The sequence below is a fragment of the Oceanobacillus halophilus genome, assembly GCF_003628505.1.
Taxonomy (GTDB): domain Bacteria; phylum Bacillota; class Bacilli; order Bacillales; family Amphibacillaceae; genus Oceanobacillus; species Oceanobacillus halophilus.
Window position 1 is genome coordinate 1 of record NZ_RBZP01000020.1, and the last position, 18,169, is coordinate 18,169.

At 39.0% G+C, this 18,169-nt stretch carries 18 protein-coding genes; 9 read left to right on the forward strand and 9 right to left on the reverse strand.

Annotated elements, in window-relative coordinates:
• Window positions 1–237: 237 nt before the first annotated feature.
• The 3 genes from D8M06_RS16440 to D8M06_RS16450 all read left to right on the forward strand — a co-directional run bounded on the left by D8M06_RS16440 (window position 238) and on the right by D8M06_RS16450 (window position 3,495).
• A complete protein-coding gene (locus D8M06_RS16440) occupies window positions 238–903 on the forward strand; it encodes a TetR/AcrR family transcriptional regulator (RefSeq protein WP_241558973.1) in 666 nt (221 codons plus the stop codon).
• Window positions 904–975: 72 nt separating this feature from the next.
• Entirely contained in the window at window positions 976–1,857 is an 882-nt protein-coding gene (locus D8M06_RS16445) for an ABC transporter ATP-binding protein (RefSeq protein ID WP_121205679.1), read from the forward strand.
• A 24-nt stretch (window positions 1,858–1,881) separates the two neighbouring features.
• Window positions 1,882–3,495, forward strand: a complete 1,614-nt coding sequence (locus tag D8M06_RS16450) for an ABC transporter permease (RefSeq protein WP_121205680.1) — start codon at window positions 1,882–1,884, stop codon at window positions 3,493–3,495.
• 324 nt (window positions 3,496–3,819) lie between these two features.
• Here D8M06_RS16450 and D8M06_RS16455 read toward each other — a convergent pair whose 3' ends face one another.
• From D8M06_RS16455 to D8M06_RS16475, 5 genes are all read right to left on the reverse strand, one after another.
• Window positions 3,820–4,278, reverse strand: coding sequence for an SRPBCC family protein (locus D8M06_RS16455; protein WP_121205681.1), 459 nt, complete (start codon window positions 4,276–4,278; stop codon window positions 3,820–3,822).
• A 312-nt stretch (window positions 4,279–4,590) separates the two neighbouring features.
• A complete protein-coding gene (gene phnE / locus D8M06_RS16460; RefSeq protein ID WP_194074647.1) occupies window positions 4,591–5,400 on the reverse strand; it encodes a phosphonate ABC transporter, permease protein PhnE in 810 nt (269 codons plus the stop codon).
• A 15-nt stretch (window positions 5,401–5,415) separates the two neighbouring features.
• The gene (phnE, locus tag D8M06_RS16465) at window positions 5,416–6,228 is read right to left on the reverse strand and encodes a phosphonate ABC transporter, permease protein PhnE (protein WP_121205683.1); all 813 of its coding nucleotides are present in this window, start codon (window positions 6,226–6,228) and stop codon (window positions 5,416–5,418) included.
• Window positions 6,221–7,003 carry a phosphonate ABC transporter ATP-binding protein gene (gene phnC / locus D8M06_RS16470; protein ID WP_121205684.1) on the reverse strand — a complete coding sequence of 261 codons (783 nt, stop codon included), beginning with the start codon at window positions 7,001–7,003 and terminating at the stop codon, window positions 6,221–6,223. The genes phnE (D8M06_RS16465) and phnC overlap by 8 nt, the downstream gene beginning before the upstream one ends.
• 67 nt (window positions 7,004–7,070) lie before the next feature.
• A complete protein-coding gene (locus D8M06_RS16475; protein ID WP_121205685.1) occupies window positions 7,071–8,156 on the reverse strand; it encodes a phosphate/phosphite/phosphonate ABC transporter substrate-binding protein in 1,086 nt (361 codons plus the stop codon).
• 307 nt (window positions 8,157–8,463) lie between these two features.
• On the opposite strand from D8M06_RS16475, the gene D8M06_RS16480 reads away from it, so the two are divergent.
• The 4 genes from D8M06_RS16480 to D8M06_RS16495 all read left to right on the forward strand — a co-directional run bounded on the left by D8M06_RS16480 (window position 8,464) and on the right by D8M06_RS16495 (window position 10,775).
• Entirely contained in the window at window positions 8,464–8,886 is a 423-nt protein-coding gene (locus tag D8M06_RS16480; RefSeq protein WP_121205686.1) for a hypothetical protein, read from the forward strand.
• Between the two features lie 135 nt (window positions 8,887–9,021).
• Window positions 9,022–9,438 carry an NAD(+)--rifampin ADP-ribosyltransferase gene (gene arr / locus D8M06_RS16485; RefSeq protein ID WP_121205687.1) on the forward strand — a complete coding sequence of 139 codons (417 nt, stop codon included), beginning with the start codon at window positions 9,022–9,024 and terminating at the stop codon, window positions 9,436–9,438.
• A gap of 326 nt (window positions 9,439–9,764) precedes the next feature.
• Window positions 9,765–10,148, forward strand: a complete 384-nt coding sequence (locus tag D8M06_RS16490) for a VOC family protein (protein WP_121205688.1) — start codon at window positions 9,765–9,767, stop codon at window positions 10,146–10,148.
• A gap of 81 nt (window positions 10,149–10,229) precedes the next feature.
• Window positions 10,230–10,775 carry a hypothetical protein gene (locus D8M06_RS16495; protein ID WP_121205689.1) on the forward strand — a complete coding sequence of 182 codons (546 nt, stop codon included), beginning with the start codon at window positions 10,230–10,232 and terminating at the stop codon, window positions 10,773–10,775.
• Window positions 10,776–10,938: 163 nt separating this feature from the next.
• On the opposite strand, the gene D8M06_RS19905 is transcribed toward D8M06_RS16495, so the two are convergent.
• Window positions 10,939–11,076 carry a hypothetical protein gene (locus tag D8M06_RS19905; RefSeq protein ID WP_158591812.1) on the reverse strand — a complete coding sequence of 46 codons (138 nt, stop codon included), beginning with the start codon at window positions 11,074–11,076 and terminating at the stop codon, window positions 10,939–10,941.
• 511 nt (window positions 11,077–11,587) lie between these two features.
• On the opposite strand from D8M06_RS19905, the gene D8M06_RS16500 reads away from it, so the two are divergent.
• Together D8M06_RS16500 and D8M06_RS16505 are read left to right on the forward strand one after the other, a co-directional pair.
• Complete coding sequence (locus D8M06_RS16500) at window positions 11,588–11,959, forward strand: VOC family protein (protein ID WP_121205690.1); 372 nt, start codon at window positions 11,588–11,590, stop codon at window positions 11,957–11,959.
• Between the two features lie 62 nt (window positions 11,960–12,021).
• The gene (locus tag D8M06_RS16505) at window positions 12,022–12,870 is read left to right on the forward strand and encodes an MBL fold metallo-hydrolase (RefSeq protein ID WP_121205691.1); all 849 of its coding nucleotides are present in this window, start codon (window positions 12,022–12,024) and stop codon (window positions 12,868–12,870) included.
• Between the two features lie 78 nt (window positions 12,871–12,948).
• Here the strand turns inward: D8M06_RS16505 and D8M06_RS16510 are convergent, their stop codons facing one another.
• The 3 genes from D8M06_RS16510 to D8M06_RS16520 form a co-directional block, all read right to left on the reverse strand.
• Window positions 12,949–15,213, reverse strand: a complete 2,265-nt coding sequence (locus tag D8M06_RS16510; protein WP_121205692.1) for an ATP-binding cassette domain-containing protein — start codon at window positions 15,211–15,213, stop codon at window positions 12,949–12,951.
• Between the two features lie 315 nt (window positions 15,214–15,528).
• Window positions 15,529–17,421: an ABC transporter permease gene (locus D8M06_RS16515; protein WP_121205693.1), complete on the reverse strand. Its 1,893-nt coding sequence runs from the start codon at window positions 17,419–17,421 to the stop codon at window positions 15,529–15,531.
• On the reverse strand, window positions 17,396–18,160 hold the full coding sequence (locus D8M06_RS16520) for an ABC transporter ATP-binding protein (protein ID WP_121205694.1): 765 nt from the start codon (window positions 18,158–18,160) through the stop codon (window positions 17,396–17,398). The genes D8M06_RS16515 and D8M06_RS16520 overlap by 26 nt, the downstream gene beginning before the upstream one ends.
• Window positions 18,161–18,169: the final 9 nt, after the last annotated feature.

Consider the following 18,169-nt stretch of genomic DNA (forward strand, 5'->3'; position numbering starts at 1 on the left):
AATGAGTTCTTTAAAAAGTCGATCATGGTCTGTATAATCTTGTTTTTCTTCTAGTATAACAGTAGAAGTAGTCAAAGCTTCTCACCCTTTCTGAATTTTCAATATTTATAACAAGTATATTTTACCAGTATTTGAAATGAAAAACAATCATCATAACTATATAACTTAAGGTATGTAGCACTTTTACTTTTTCATCAACGCCATTGACCACACTGGTCATTTCATGCTAAGATATAATTGACCATATCGGTCAAACTCCAAAGAAAGGAGACGACAACCATTAACTCCAATTTTCATAAGTTAAAACCTGAGAAAAAAGAACTTATTATTAACGCAGCAATCAAAGAATTTGTCCGAAATGGATTTGACAAAGCATCGACAAATGAAATAGTCAAAGAGGCAAAAATCTCCAAAGGTTCCCTATTTAATTATTTTAATAACAAGAAGGACCTTTATGTATTCTTAATTGACCACGGCATTCACGTCATTGAAAAACATCTTTATGAAAAAATCGATTTAGACGAAACGGATCTATTTAAAAGAATCGAAAAAATTGGATGGCAGAAACTGCATATCCATAGCAAGTATCCTCATGTATTTGATTTCCTAGCTTCCTCTATCCAAGAGGAATCGCCTGAGGTAAAAGATATCATTAAACAAAAAGTAGATCCAGTCTATGAGCGTGGCACAGAGATCATATTTAAACATATTGATTACTCGAAGTTTCGGGAAGGAATCGATATCGAAAAGGCTATTGAAATCCTGAATTGGACGATGTTTGGATTCGGAGACAAGGCCATCAAACAAATAAATACCTTTGAAGATATTGGTGAATTTGGAGATCAATACCTCAAGGAATGGGAGCTTTATTCTGAAATACTGAAGAACAGCTTTTACAAATAGAGTATCTTGTCTTTCTATGGAAAAGCACGCAATAAAGAGAGGTTAATATACCAAAAGAGAGGTGTCCGTGTTATGACGGAAATTGTAAATATCCAAGGATTACAGAAAAATTTTGGGAAGTTTCAAGCATTACGTGATGTGAATTTCACGGTACGTGCTGGAGAGGTGGTTGGTTTTATTGGTCCAAACGGGTCTGGCAAATCGACGACTATTCGCATTTTGCTAGGAATTATTAAGCGAGATGCAGGTCATGCAGAGATATTCGGGAAGGATGTTTGGAAAGAGAGCCTGGAAATTCATAAACGAATCTCCTATGTTCCAGGGGATGTTACCCTGTGGGGAAATCTGACTGGTGGGGAAATTATTGATTTATTCCTTAAGCTGCATGGTGGCGGGGATAAGCAAAAACGCGACTATTTAATTAAGCGCTTTGAATTGGATCCTAAGAAAAAAGCCAAAGGGTATTCAAAAGGAAATCGTCAAAAGGTTGGGTTGATTGCGGCATTATCTGCGGATTCGGATTTATACATTTTTGATGAACCAACTTCTGGCCTTGACCCTTTGATGGAGGCTATTTTCCAAGAAGAAGTAGAAAAAATTAAGGAAGCAGGCAAATCGATTCTTCTATCCTCTCATATTTTGAGTGAGGTCGAGCGTTTGGCTGATAAGGTTGTCATTATTCGTCAAGGCGAGATTGTGGAAACTGGCACCCTCGATGAACTGCGTCACCTGACTCGTTCTACCATCACGCTTCAAACAGAAGAAAATGTGGCGGAAATAGCAGCTATGAATGGGGTCTTTGATTTCAAACAACAAGATAATCAAGCAACATTCTCCGTCGAAAATCAGTACTTAAATGATATTTTAGCAAAGGCAAGCAAATTAGGGGTTAAGAAGTTTGAATCGGTGCCACCAACACTTGAGGATTTATTCATGCGTCATTATGAAGGATAACTACTGAAAGGAGGTTGAAAGTTGATGAAGGAAAAATTCGCTCGCTGGGATACACTTTTTTTGCTTTATCTCAAACGCGATTGGAAAAAAATAATGATTTGGGTATTAGGGCTTGGTTTGTTTTCAGCTGCCTTCGTTCCAGCCTTTGAAGAAATAGCAAAAGGTCAAGGATTGCTTGCCATGTACGAAACACTGCAAAATCCTGCGATGATCGCGATGGTAGGCCCTACTCCGATTGAAACAGCTGGTGATTATACGTTAGGAGCCATGTATGCTCATGAAATGTTACTATTCTGCGGATTATTTGCGATGGTCATTTCTGTACTGCATGTCGTAAGTCACACACGTAAAGAAGAGGATCTCGGACTGACGGAACTAGTGCGCTCATTTCAAATTGGACGTCAAGCAAATTCGCTTGCTGCCATGATGGAGATTCTTTTCATTAACGTGATATTAGCACTTTTTATCGGTGGAGTCATGGTAAGCTTTGGCGCTGATACCATTTCTGCGGAAGGTTCCTTTTTACTAGGAGCATCCATCGGAATTGCTGGTATTCTTGGCGCTGGAATTGCTCTAGTTATGGCGCAAATTATGCCTGCTTCCTCTGGTGCAACAGGATCAGCACTTGGCATCATTGGATTACTTTATATTATTCGTGCGGGGACAGATGTCTCCAATGTAGACTTGTCCATGTTTAATCCTTTAGGGTGGACCTATCTAACCTATCCTTTTACAGAAAATAACTGGTTCCCTCTTCTTTTTGCCTTGATTTTTATTTTCATTTTGATGGTCATTGCCTTTAGCCTTGAAGGAGGACGCGATATGGGGGCTGGCTATCTTCCGGAAAGAGAAGGTCGAGAACATGCTAAGAAATCCTTGCTATCTGTCCGTGGTTTATTTACGAGAAACAACAGAGGCGTTATAATTAGCTGGCTGATTGCATTTGTTATTATGGGAGCTGCCTATGGTTCGATTTATGGAGACATGCAGACCTTCCTTGAAAGTAATGATATGATGAAGCAAATGTTTACTCATTCCGGTATTTCTATTGAAGAGTCCTTCACAGGAACGATCATGATGGTTATGATGGCTTTGGTTTCAATCTTACCAATAGCTATTGTGAATAAACTATTCACAGAAGAAAGCCGTTTACACTTAAGTCAGCTTTATGCGTCAAAAGTGACCCGCAGTCAATTATATTGGACCAGTGTTGGTTTAGCGATTGTCGCAGGTTTACTAGGAATTCTATTAGCTGCAGTTGGCCTTGGGGCTACGGCTATCGGTGCTATGGGAGATGAATTAACGATGGATATCGTGGATTTCCTTGCTGCCGGATTCAACTTCTTACCGGCCGTCTTATTCTTTACTAGTCTTGCTGCATTAGCTCTTGGATGGGCTCCGAGAATAGGTAAAGTAGTGTATATTTATCTTGCCTATTCCTTTCTATTAAACTACTTTGGTGGTATCTTAGATTTACCAGATTGGTTATCAAAAACAGCCATCCAAAGTTGGATACCGCAAATGCCAATTGAAGAATTTGATGCAGCCATTTTCATTACCATTACCGTAATTAGCATTGCTCTCATGATCATTGGTTATCTTGGTTATCAAAGAAGAGATATGGTGGAAGGAGCTTAATTAATCTTTCCTTAAACAAGTCGCATTTTTCTAAGAAAAATGCGACTTTAATTTTTATATATACAGCATGCTTGGTATTTATATTATTGGCTTCTATATTCCAAACTGTGTTACCCGTTAATCATTTCTTTCTTGGTGTTCCATGAATTCTTTCCATGATTGGTGAAGCGATCATATGCTTAGCAAGCTTAATTAAACTATTTATCTTGATTATAATAGGTACCATCATCAGGCATTGGACATAGTTATGTATGATGCCTAAAGTATACTTCTTCTATATCCAAATAAAACCCACCCATATTATAAACTGATAAGGGGGCCGTTCTAATTCTGCTTTTCCAAATAGGCCTTCAGAGCATCTAAATCTTTTGCACAAGCTTTCTTAAAAGTTCCTGCCATCATTTTACCAAAGATTTTGGTTAAACCTGTAAGTCCTCTTATCTCACCATCTAAAGTAACTTCAGAATAATCACCTGATGATGTGATGAAATAGGTATAAATATATTCCCCTTTACCTGTGGTTCCTTTGGTTCCATCACAGCGGAGCACAATTTTATCGCCTTCCTTCAGTTCTACTACTTCAAAATGTTCAGAAGCCTCTTTCCCAAACATCTTTCTAGTTTCCTTCCATTCGCTTCCCTCTTTAATTGGTCCCTCATCCAACCGTTCCATCCGAACCAACCCTTGCATCCACTGTTCTGCCGCATTAAGATCAAGCAAACTATAAAATGCCTTTTGTTTCGGAACATGAATCGTTCGCTTCACATTAAAATGAATACTCACCCTCACAACACCCCACATAATCTTTTACCAAAGTATACCATAAGTAGGTGGGACGCGGGGACAGGTTCCTCGTCCCCCAAAGATTATGAGCACAGTGGGACAATCGACCTGTCCCCATGTCCCCTGTCCGACTTCACTTGAAATGATCGAGAAGTGGGGCACTGACCCTTTTCATCTAGCAATAAATAAGCGTGAAAGATAATACGTTAGCACAGCTCTGATATTAGGACGTTGCCGTGTAGCAAATACAGCATATCTTAACATCCGCATGGAATTTAGCTATAATAGTTGAACCGACGGACGTACCTGATCCTAAGTCCCCCTCACAAGCTTTGTTCGAATTCGATTAGAGAAAAGTTCCACCAGCAAAATCAACACAACCAGACCAATAAGAATCGATCCGACTTCATTCCAACGATATGCATTCATAGCAAAAATCAGTGGTGCTCCAATACCGCCCGCACCTACGAGACCGAGTACAGAAGCTTCTCTAAGATTCATATCAAACCGGTAAATAATGATCGATAAGAACATAGAAAACAGCTGCGGAAAGATTCCATAGCGGATTTTCTCAAAGGTCGTACAACCAATGGACGTCATGGATTCTAAAATTGATGTATCCAGTTCTTCAATCGTATCCACAAATAATTTAGCAAGCATACCGATAGATACGAGGGCAATGGTCAACACACCGGCAAATGGACCAGGCCCTGTCACTCGAATAAACATTAAACCATAGACGAGTGCAGGAATCGTACGAATGACGATTAACAACAATCTCGTCAGTCCAGCAACAGGTTTTGGTACAATATTGGAAGCAGATAAGAATGCAAGTGGGATTGCCAGAATGGAGCCGATGACGGTACCGAGAAAGGCTATGGCCATGGTTTCAATCAATAGATACATCACACCTTGTGACGTAACATTAAATAATAATCCTAAATCAGGGTTTAGAATTCCTCCTATAATACTGGCGGCGATCCGCATACCACTTTCTTCCATGTTTTCCATGTTGATCGTAGAAAGCGACCAACTAAATAAGAGCAAGATGAGGATAGTCACGGTAAAGATATAGCGTACATTTCTAGGCGAGGCATAAAGCTGTTTTTCAATTGCATCCATATCATGCATCCTCCTTTAGATTAACTTTTTCCTGAAATGTTCGCTGATTTTTTCAATGATATATACGGTAATAATCAGCATCAGCAAAATCATGCCAACACTTGCATAATCACGCCATCCAAGACCTTCGTTTAACAAGAGCCCAATTCCTCCAGCTCCAACATAGCCCAGAATGGCAGCATAGCGGACATTTCCTTCAAAACAGAATAAAGACGTTGACAAATAATTTGGCAAGACCTGTGGAAAAATGGCATAACGGAATGCCTGCATCTTAGTCATCCCACCAGCCTCCATTGCTTCAAATGAACCCATATCCGCATTCTCAATTTGCTCATACAGTAACTTCCCGACATAAGCGATGGTAAATAAAAAAATCGCCACCGTGCCAGCAAGCGTTCCAAGACCAAAGATAAACGTTGCTATCAGAGCTGTAACAAGTGTTGGCAATGTCCGTAGAATACTAAGAATAAATTTACTCCATGCAGCAACAGGCTTACTCATCACATTGGAAGAAGCAAGATATGCCGCTGGAATAGCGGCCAACGAACCAACCATCGACCCTAAAAGGGACATCTTGATCGTATCCATGAGTGGCTTCCAAATATGATCTAAATAATCCCACTTTGGTGGAATCATTTCCCCAATAATCACAAAAAATTCCTTCCATCTTGTAAACAAAACCTCCAGGTCAAAATTCGTGAAACGGACAGAGACAATAGTGGCAAGCAAAACGAGTACGAGGACAATAGGTGTTCGCGATCGTTTCTCATGAACAGTCTTCCCATTCGGGAGTGAAATTTTGCTAGGGGGGAAAATTTTATCATACATAGCGTTTCTCCCCTTTATTCATTGGTTCACTGTCGTTCGTTTGCCCTTTGTATATGTAATCGAGAACTTCTTGCGTCACTTCAGCCGCCCTTCCGTCATAGACGATTTTTCCTTCTCTAACACCTATAATCCGGTCAGCGTATTCCAGTGCCATTTCGACATGATGAATATTGATAATAATGGACATATCCGTTTCTCGATTAATCGTTGTAAAATCATCCATCACCTGTCTTGCCGTGACTGGATCAAGCGAAGCAATCGGTTCATCAGCGAGAATGATATCTGGATTCTGTGCGAGCGTTCTTGCCAGAGCAACACGTTGCTGCTGACCGCCTGATAATTGATCCACACGAACATAAGCTTTGTCTAGAATTCCAACTTTATCAAGTGCAGTCAGTGCTTTGACTTTTTGCTCTTTGGAAAATATACCTGTCACCTTCCTCCAAAAAGGAAGTTCTGGAACGAAGGAAACAAGAACATTTTTTAAGACGGAGCTACGTGTGACAAGATGAAAGGATTGAAAAATCATCCCGATACGCCGTCGGAATGTGCGAATCTCCTTTCCCTTTAAAGAACTCACTTTTACACCGTCCACCACGATTTCCCCTTCTGTGATATCATGCATCCGGTTAATACAGCGTATCAAAGTAGATTTACCAGCACCTGACATACCAATGATTGCTACAAATTCTCCTTTCTCCATCTTTAGGTTAATATTATCTAGTGCCTTGACGTTATTCGGATACGTTTTTCCCACGTTGATAAATTCTATCATCTCTAATTCTCCAATCTATAAAAATGAGAACACCAACAAACGATGCTCTCATTGAATCAGAATCCTTTTAGTTAAAGCTCTTCACCATTTCTTGTGCTTTTCTTTCATTATCATAATCAGAAGACTCTGCTTTTTGATATCCTTCATGATTATAGATCGAGATCACTTCTTTTCCTTCTTCTGTCTCTCCAATATTGATAAATGCTTGTTGAATAGCAGACTTCAAGTCATCATCCATAATTTCCGAATTTTTGCTAACGCTAACCGTATCATTGTAAATACCAGGTGTAACACCAATAACGTTCGTATCATCCCAGATGGATCCTTCTCCATCAAATTCCTCTTGCCATTTATCTTCATTGTCCCGTCTAGCATCTGCATACGTGACCATGACATCAATCTGTCCTTGCGCCAGTCGCGCAAAAGCACTTCCATAAGAATCGGATTGAACCACATTGTCTAAATCAGTTATGGTCTTGCCATAATTTTCATCCAGCCATAATGCAGGGTAAATATATCCTGCTGGAGATGAAGAAGACATGACCGCCCATGAAGCACTATTTACATCTTCAAAGGGTAATTCTTCTCCATTATTCACTTTTTCTGCTAGTTCCTGTCCTTTTTCAGATGGACCGGCAATAATTAAAGCACGGTAGCTTGTTGCCTGTTCATCTGATGCTTCTGTAGGCTTATTATCATTCCAATCTTTGGCATCATCCGAATCAATGCTTAACCCTGCACGTGTTGCGGTTAAAATAACCTCAGCCCCATCGTCATACAATACATAGGTACCACCTGGAATTAAACCTATGTCGGTTGTTCCAGCAGATAGTGCCTCCCCAACTGCCTCGTAGTTTGTACCAACCGTAATATCCACTTCCCCTATGTCATAACCCAATGACGCCATTTCCTTTTTTAATAATTCTTTCAGGGGCTCTGTTGCGGTAATAATTTCATCCGGATCTCTCGAAGGGACAAATCCCACCGAAAGTGTATCGATGGATTCATTTTCTTCTTCCGCCTCGGAACTTTCTCCTCCTGTCTCCGATGGCTCTTCTGCTTCAGAGCTACTTTCTTCCGCATTGTTCCCACAAGCTACCAATACTAACATCACAAAACTGACCATAATTGCAAATAAGACTTTTTTCAACATAATCTCCCTTTCGTCGACATTTTTGAGACTAGTTCAAGTATAATGAAAAAATATTAAGAAAATAACAACTACAAGTAAATTTTATGTAAAATTGACGTATTTTTTACCTACTTTTCCTACGATATTCTAGGAAAAATGATGGTTCATAGGTAGTCCCCTGAGTGCATTTAGTTTAGCGAATAAGAGACTGACTCTTTCGTTATACCTAATTTTGACGACACTGCAATGGTTTTAATAATCTAGAAAGAATAATCTAATCATTGTGCGGAAGGCTATCAAATAAACGAAACAAAGGGAGATATGAAAAATGGGATTTTTAAAGAAAATGTGGGAAACTCAAAAGCAAACGATTAAAGAAGAAGCAAAAAAAGTCGAGTTTGAATATATTGGTGGCCACCCGAAATTTGATCGTAAAAGAATCAAAATTAGAAAAGGAAGTGAAGATGGCCAAATTATTTTAGATGACATTTTAAATGAAGTGGAGGCCAATTTAGTGGAATATCAATGGGGTGAACAAAGCAAACGCTCCGTTGGAAAAGCGGCAACAGGTGCCATTATTGGTGGTGTGTTAACCGGTGGAGTCGGTGCGATTGCTGGGGGTGCAATTGGTGCCAAGAAAAAAGATGATTCTGTACTACGATTAGGCATCGAAGAACATGGAAGAACGTATGAAGTTTTATTGCGTGCAGATCAAACCAAATATAATGAGTTTACGAAAAAGGTACTATAAATTTGAAGTTTTTATCATTCTCTCTACTTCCATTTTACTACGATTTATAGATTTTTAATAGACTACTCTTTTAGTCATTTCTAACATATACTGTTCTAGGTACAAAACTAGATCGAGAAGAGGTGTAGAAGCAGTATGAATGATAATAAACAAATCTTGGATCATGGTCCATTTTTTCATGGCACGAAAGCAGAACTAAAAATTGGAGATCTATTAGAGCCACAACACCTATCCAATTATCAAAATAAGAAATCTAACTATATCTATTTCACTGCAACATTAGATGCTGCTAAATGGGGTGCTGAATTAGCAACATCTAATTCAAAAGAAAGAATTTATTTGGTAGAGCCCCTAGGTGATTTCGAAAATGATCCAAACGTAACTGACAAAAGATTTCCTGGAAACCCAACACGTTCGTATCGGTCTAAGTCTCCTTTAAAGATAGTAGCTGAATTAAAGTCCTGGGAGAGACATTCTGATGAAGAAATAAATCAAATGCTTACTTCTTTAAAAAAGTTACGGGAACAAGGAAAAGCCGTCATATACGACTAACTTATTTAGAATTGGGGATTCCCCCAATTCTTCTTTTTCATCTGCTAGACAATTTATCTGCACGGGACACGGGGACAGGTTTGTTGTCCCAACCTTGGGACAACAAACCTGTCCCCGTGTCCCTTTTCATGGAGAGGTGGGCCGCGTCACTGGTTTTCCTTTATTAATTAATCTAGTATATAATGAACCTGACATTCATTCTTAAGGGAGCACCGTAAACATCCAAACATTTTTTCCGCTCTTTTATGTTATATAAAGCAAGAAACAACCTATCCATTAGACGTTAAAAACGGAGACACTGAGGTATATCAAGGGAGGAAAATGAAATGAGAATTATTGTAACAAGTTTATTCGTGGAAGATCAAGATAAAGCACTACAGTTTTATACAGAAACACTCGGCTTTGTTAAAAAACAAGACGTTCCAGCAGGAGAATTTAGGTGGATTACGCTAGTTTCTCCCGATGATCAAGATGGAACAGAACTGGTACTTGAGCCTAATGATAATCCGGCAGCCAAGGAATATCAAACGAAGATTTTTGATCAAGGCATCCCTGCGACAATGTTTGGAGTGGTAGATGTTCGTGAAGCGTTTCAACGATTGAGTAAACACGGAGTGAGATTCACTATGGAGCCGACCGAAATGGGTGAAGTCACCATAGCTGTTTTTGATGATACGTGTGGCAATCTTATTCAGCTAGCTCAGAAGTAACTTTATGATGGAGAGAATTAAATAAATTCTCAAATACAAGTTAATCAAACCGATATGCTTATAAATTAGGGGGAATGGAAAATGAATAGTCAAATCGAACTGGAATTTGAAAAATCAAAATCGAAGGATAAAGATGAACGCTATGAAGCATATCAAAATATTTTAGAAGCAACAGAACAAAAAGTGGATTGGGCTTACGAGGTTTGGGATCAATTACTAGAGGATTTAACTCACAAGGATAACCATCAACGGTCACGTGCTGCACAATATCTGGCCAATTTAGCAAAAAGCGATCCGGAACGAAGAATGCTTAGAGATTTTTCAAGAGTATGGAAGGTAACATATGATGAGAAATTTGTTACAGCTAGACACAGCCTGCAATCCATATGGAAGGTTGGATTAGCTGGTAGAGAACAAAAAGAAATGGTTATGAAATACATGGTTGATCGTTTTAAAAATTGCATAAACGAAAAAAATTATACGCTAATTCGTTCGGACATCATTCAAAACATGAGAAATTTATTCGATCATTTACATGACGAGAAAATAAAACAAACAGCTATAACGTTAATTGAGACAGTAGAAGATAAAAAATACAAGAAAAAGTATACGGCTATTTGGAAGTAACTGGAGTAGTGCAGGGGGACAAAGAACCTGTCCCCTTACGTTTCCTCGCTTCTCTATCATTTTAGTGAAATGGGGGGACTGACCCTTTAATCACAATTCTATATTAATCTTCATTCTCCTTATTTCATCCTTATCAACACCTGATACTTCTGCAATGAACTCATCAGATTATCCCTATTTTAATTACTTCTTCTATCCCCTCCTTTTTCCCTTCCCACTTACCTTTTTCATAGTACGCATTTGGATTTCTAAACAACTTTTTTGCTTCTTCTGTAGGGAGCTTTGCAATTTCTTCAGCCATTTACTCTTCTTCCTTCGCATTTATATTTTGCTTATTAAAGCCGCTGCTGCAGGATTGTCCATCTCAATATACCTCTTCCAATCCATTTGAATGAGATGAAGTTACAGGTAACGAAATTGTAAAACTTGAAAATATGAAATATAAAAATTAGGTACCGATTGCGTTATGTTGTTGCTTATTGAGTAAAAAAAGTAGTTTAGCCTAACAGTATTTACTATGGTAAAATTAGTAAATAATTATTAAGAAGGTACATACGGTGACCAATAAACTGATTGTGAAAGATGAAATTCTTATAGAGGAAACTCCATCAAAAGTATGGGAGGTACTCATTAAACCCACTTATAAAATATGGAAAAGACTATTATGACGCCTCACTAAAATTTGCTGCTGAATCAATAAAAGTAATTAAAAAATTAGCTGAAAATCTATAGTCTTTCTTAAGCCAAAATAAGAAGGGATTAACTCACATTATAGAAATAATAGGATAACCGAATTAGAAGGAGGAGTTAAGATGGAATTAGGAGCATTTTCTATCAGCTTAAATGTAAAAGATCTTCAAAAATCCAAAGCATTTTACGAGAACTTGGGATTTGAAACACTAGGTGGGGATATGAACCACAATTATCTTATCTTGAAAAATGGTCAAACCCTGATTGGTCTGTTCCAAGGATTGTTTGAGAAAAATATTCTCACGTTTAATCCAGGTTGGGATAACAATGCGAAGAATTTAGAGAATTTTACCGATGTTCGAGATTTGCAAAAAGAATTAAAGAAAAAAGGAATGGGACTAATACAAGAAGCAGATGATTCAACATCAGGACCTGCATATGTAACGTTAGAAGATCCAGACGGGAATCCCATTTTAATTGATCAGCATCGTTAATAATGGAAAACATCAGGACAAGTGATATGTAAGATTAATTATTCTTAAGGGAGTACATCGACATGCAAACATTACAAAAACTTTCCAAACGTCTCTACTACCTACCTTCCTATCAAAAAACGGACCGCCCAATATTAGCTGCGATTGTAGGTAACGATCAAACACTCTTCATTGATGCTGGGAATTCTTCCAGTCATGCGAGATTATTTAAAGAGCAATTAGCATCCCAGCAAGTTTTCGGAGATATCGTAGCCATAACCCACTGGCATTGGGATCATGTATTTGGCTTATCAGAAATGGACATGCCTTCCATCGCTAATTCCATGACTTTCGATAACATAAAAGTACTGCAAAAGTATTCCTGGGAAAACCAGGCATTAGATGAGCGAGTCCAAAAAGGGATTGAAATACCGTTTTGTGCAGATGCGATAAAGCTTGAGCTTGGAAGGAATCGAGAGGTTAACCTACCAGATCCGACTATCATTTTTGACAAGCAGTTGAAACTGAATCTTGGCGGAGTTACCTGTATGATTGAACATGTTGGCGGCGATCATTCACCTGATTCGAATATCCTCTATATTCCAGAGGAAAAAGCACTATTTCTCGGTGACTGCCTATATGCAAATATGTACGCTGAAAAATGGCACTATACCATTGAGAACATGTCTATGTTATTGGAGAAAATAGAAAGTTATGACGCAAATTTTTATTTTCTTTCCCATCATGCAGCCCCATTAACAAAGGATGAATTTTCTTCCTTTGCCTTTTTACTGAAGACAAGTGCTCTATTGACGAAGAAACACAAAGGGAAACGAGAGGCAATAGCAGTAGATATTTCCAAAGAGTTTGGACTTGAGTTAACAGATGACGTTGCTGAAGTAATTGGTTATTTTGTGAATGGGTATGTGTGATGGGACACGGGGACAGGTTCCTCGTCCCACCCGCACTACCACGATGTGGGACAAAGAACCTGTCCCCGCGTCCCCCTCTCAAATCCCATCTTTCAGCCATTTTGCTGTTACTGTATCGGCAGTTAACATTTCTTCTGGTGTGCCTTCAAATAGGATATGTCCGCCTTTTTTTCCTCCTCCTGGACCTAATTCGATTACCCAATCGCTTGCTGCTATAAAGTCGAGGTTGTGTTCGATAATGATAACGGAATTACCTCTGTCTACTAGTTTTTGAAATACATCTAATAGTTTTCCATAATCTTTTGTATGGAGGCCTAAGGATGGCTCGTCAAGTAGATAAATTTGCCCTTCTTTTTGCAAGTGGCTTGCTAGCTTTAGTCGTTGAATTTCTCCTCCACTAAGGGAACTCGTCGTCTGTCCTAAGGTTAAATATCCTAACCCTACTTCTTTTAGCGTGTTCACTCTTTTTAAGATTTTTGATATATTAAAATAAGTGGTAGCTTCGTCTATCGTCAGCTCTAACATCTCTACTATATTTTTATCCTGATAGCGATAGGATAATGCCTCTTCGGAGTACCTCGTACCGTCACATGCTTCACAGGCAATCGTCACCGGATCTGCAAATGCTACATCTGGCTTCATAACTCCTTTCCCTTTGCAAATAGGACATGCTCCTATCGAGTTAAAGCTGAACAAACCTGCAGGCTGTCCTGTTTCTTTAGAAAATAAGGAGCGAATATCATCCATAATTCCCATATATGTAGCTAGGGTCGACCGGGGAGACCTTCCTATGCTGCCTTGTCCTACCTTGATGGTTTCTGGAAACTTCTTCGTGAATGCTTCCAACATCAATGAGCTTTTACCTGAACCAGAGACTCCGCATATAGAGACTAAAACATTTTTAGGGATTGCTACGCTAACATTTTTCAAATTATGGTTGCTTGCCCCGTTGATGGAAAAATAACTGGATAGATTTCTTGGACTCTTATTTATCTGGATCTTGTGGTTTAGGGAAGTTGCGGCTTTCGAGTTGTTTAGTTCAGCTAAGTCTCCTTGATAGACAACCTTGCCACCACTTACCCCTGCCCCTGGTCCCATCTCGATAATTTCATCTGCTACCTTTATAACGGATAGATTATGTTCAATGACGATGACCGTATTATGCTGGTTTATGAGACTTTTTAGTATATGTATTAACCTATCTACTTCTTCTGGATGGAGTCCCGCACTTGGTTCATCGAAAATGTAGGTAATATTGTTCAGACTGCTCCCCAAATGACGAGCAATTTTCACCCTTTGTGCTTCCCCACTGGAAAGGGTTCCCATTTTTCTAGATAGACTTAGATATCCTAATCCCATGTCGACTAGTTGTTTGATAGGAGGGATGGCTTGGCTTGCGATAGATTCTCCCAAGGGATCCTTAATCTTTGTCAGTTCTTCCAGTAATTCCGTTAACTCTAATTGATCGTATTCGGCGATATGAAACCCATGAATTCGACACTCTAATACCTTTGGATTAAGTCCGGATCCTTGGCAGGTAGGGCATAGGGAATGGGTGGAAACGGCTAAGACATCCTCTTGGGAAACTTGTCTCAGCTTGGAAACATCTCGATGGATATAGAGACGCGTAAATCGAGGCAATAACCCATCCCACTCATGCTGTTGCGGACCATTTTTTGTATGGAACGGTGCATAAACCCGTTCCCCTTCTTTGGGACCATATAATAACAGGTTGCGTTTTTCTTCAGAATAGTCCTTTATCGGTAGATCAGGATCGAATAATCCACCAGTCATCATCCATCTACCTTGCCACCCAGAAGGCGACAATGGCTTAAATTGCACAGCATACGCTCGAAGTGATTTATTAAAATCAATCATTTTATTTACGTCTGGCGCAATAACCTCCCCAAATCCACCACATTCCGGACATCTACCAAAAGAACTTTGGCTGGAAAAATCCGTAGCAGATCCTATCTGCGGCTCCCCTATACGTGAAAACAGAAGCCGAATCAATGGATGGATATCCATATACGTGCCAACAGTCGAGCGAGAATTGCCCCCTACCGGTCTTTGCTCTACGACAACAACCGGGCTCAAATTCTGCATCAAATCTGCGTGCGGCCTTTCATATCTTGGCATCTGATACCTGACATACTGAGGATAGTTCAATGTCATTTGTCTTCTGCTTTCCGTTGCTAATGTATCAAAAGCAACAGAGCTTTTTCCTGACCCTGAAAGACCAGTAAATACAGTTATCTTTTCCTTTGGTATGGTTAAATCTATATCTTTTAAATTATTTTCTTTCAATCCTCTTAGAATGATTTCATCTTTTATTGATGACATGTTATCATCCTTTCTTGACTCACTGGTATTTCTTATGAGGGGACTCATTCTTTTCTATTATTGTATAGGAGGAACCAAGATTTTCCAAAGGGAAGACAGGGGCACAGTCCCCCACTTCACTAAAGTAATAGAGTGGGACGAAGGGACAGGTTCCTCGTCCCAACAGCACTACTACGATGCGGGACAATGAACCTGTCCCCGTGTCCCCTTTCCCAAGCGTTTTGCATGTTATTTAGGGTGTTAATATCGGTTATTTTGGGTATGAAATATAATATGATGTGTTGCTTTATCTCCACGTTATCTGAACTACTTTCCTTAAAGCACCATTCTTTTTACCTGCTTCACATAGAAAAACCGGACAACCAGGAAGTAAATAACTTGAATCAAAACAAAACTTCCTAATACGAAGGTGGATTCCATCGTTAAATCGTAATTAAACATGTGAGACAAAGCAGTAAGCGCAACAGAACCATGAATTAACGCAACAACAATTGGTGAGAAGAATAATAGAGCAACTTGTCGGTTTACTTCCTTCTTCAACTCCGTCTCTGTCAATCCGATTTTCGCAATGGAACGGAACTTACGCTTTTCTTCTTCTAAATCAGTAAATAATCGGAAATAAAGAAAGCTTCCTGCTGATACGAAGAATACAATTCCTATAAACAAACCGATAAATAAGATTGGTCCGTATGCTTTATTGATTTCATAAATTGCATAGTCAACAGAATAAGCCTTATTCTCCAATTGTTCATTAAGCTTTTCCCCCACTTTAATTATATGATCTGTTTGCGCTTCCTTCGCTTTCCATACGACACTCCTATCACTCATAACAGGTGATCCAAGCTGCTTATGAAACTTGTCGTTCACAACGTAATAACGGCTATGTGATAATACCGTTGATTCTATTACATGACTCGGTTTAATCTCTTGTCCGTTACGGAGTTTGAGAGTAGATTGCCTCAACTCTTCACTGGCATTGGATACTTTCATAAAACCTGAATTACTCTGTATGACGGCAACCGCCTCGTTCTCTCCAGGATGAAGTTCCTTTTCCTCGGTCAACGCCACAAAGCGATTATAGTCACTAGCTCTTACAATTAACACCTTATTATTTTCTTCTGTTGTCTCATAATATGGAAGCTCCATCGCTTCCATCTTTGCTTCTACATTTTCTGCCTGTAAGATCGAGTTAATTTTATTTATGTCTTCATCCATTACTTCTTCACTATCGTCCCCCCATGGAACATATTCAATGGTATAAAAATTATCTTCTTTTACTCCTTTTGTTAAGATAGATTGAAATCCAAATAGTGATCCAATGGCACTAAATGTAACCGTTGAAATGATGGCTACCATAAAAAATGTCCTAGCATTATCCTTCATTCGGAACGATAGGTCAGAAAATAGTAGCATATTTGTTTTCCGCCAGAAGATTGATTTATTATTTTTCAAACGACGTATAACGTACACACTTAATTGGGTAAATAAGAAATAGTTTCCAAGTGTCACAACGATAATGACTGGAATCATGACAAAGACAACATAAATACCCTTCACATAGAGAGCGGTGCCGTAACCTACAATAAGTAGGAATGCTGCAAAAATGGATAGAAAAATAGACGCTTTCGGCTCTCCTTTGGACTGTTTATCCCCTTTAATTAAATCCATTAGTTTATTTGTACGCAGTATGAAAGAAACAAAAACCGATATACAGAAAAATAAAAAGATAAAGCTAATGAACGTTACGATAATAGCAAGGGTAGGTATATAAAAATAAAGTGATTCACTAATAATTAATACATTCTCACCAACCAAGAGAATGCCTTTTGCGAACACCAAACCAGCCAGGATCCCTCCGACTGTAGCAAAAAAACCGATTAAAATATTTTCCAAAAATACCATGTAGCGAATTTGCCGGTTAGAGGCTCCAAGCATCATCAACAAGCCAAACTCTTTCTTTCTCGACTGTAAAAACGAACTCATCGAGTACAGAACAAAGAAAAACGAAAACACATAAATAATTCCACCAGCGACTGCCATACCAAATAGGGCATTTTGATTAATAGATCCATCTGAAAACGTTGGATGAAAGGCAAAGATGGCAAAGGTGAAGAATACCATCACCGTGAACAGGCTACTAAGGAAATAAGCAATATACAGACGTTTATTACGCAGGACATTATTAAACGCGAATTGACGAAAAGTCATTGCCCTCGCCTCCCATCAACGAAAGCATGTCAATTATTTTCTGAAAAAATGCTTGTCTACTCTCTCCACGATGAATCTCAGAATGAAGCTTTCCATCACGGATAAAAACAACTCGGTCTGAGTAGCTAGCCGCTTGTGGGTCATGTGTTACCATTAATAAACTCGTTTTTTCCTTTTCATTAATGGATACAAGCATTTTCATGACATCCTTTGACGCCTTCGAATCTAGGTTTCCAGTTGGCTCGTCTGCCAAAAGTAGCCTAGGCTCGTGAATCATCGCTCTAGCAATGGCAACCCGCTGCGCCTGGCCTCCGGATATTTCATATGTGCGTTTATTCATAATGGATGAGATGCCAAGATTCTTGGCAATTTGTTGGGCTTTTTCCTTCATTTCTGATACGCCTGTACCATCTAATGTAAGTGGCAGTACCATATTTTCTTCAACAGTCAATGTATGCAGTAAATTGAAATCCTGGAAGATGAATCCCAGTTCATTTCTTCTGAATTTCGCCAAAGTATTTTTCTTAAGCTTATGTGGGTTTTCCCCATCTAATTCTACCTCACCTGTCGTAGGTGTATCATTTGTAGAGATGATATTTAATAGTGTCGTTTTACCACTTCCAGATGGACCCATAATAGCTACAAATTCACCTTTTTCTATTTCCAAACTAATATCAGTCAAGGCACGATAGGCAACTTTCCCTTCGTAAACCTTACTTACTTTTGTTAGTTTCAGCATAATCATTCT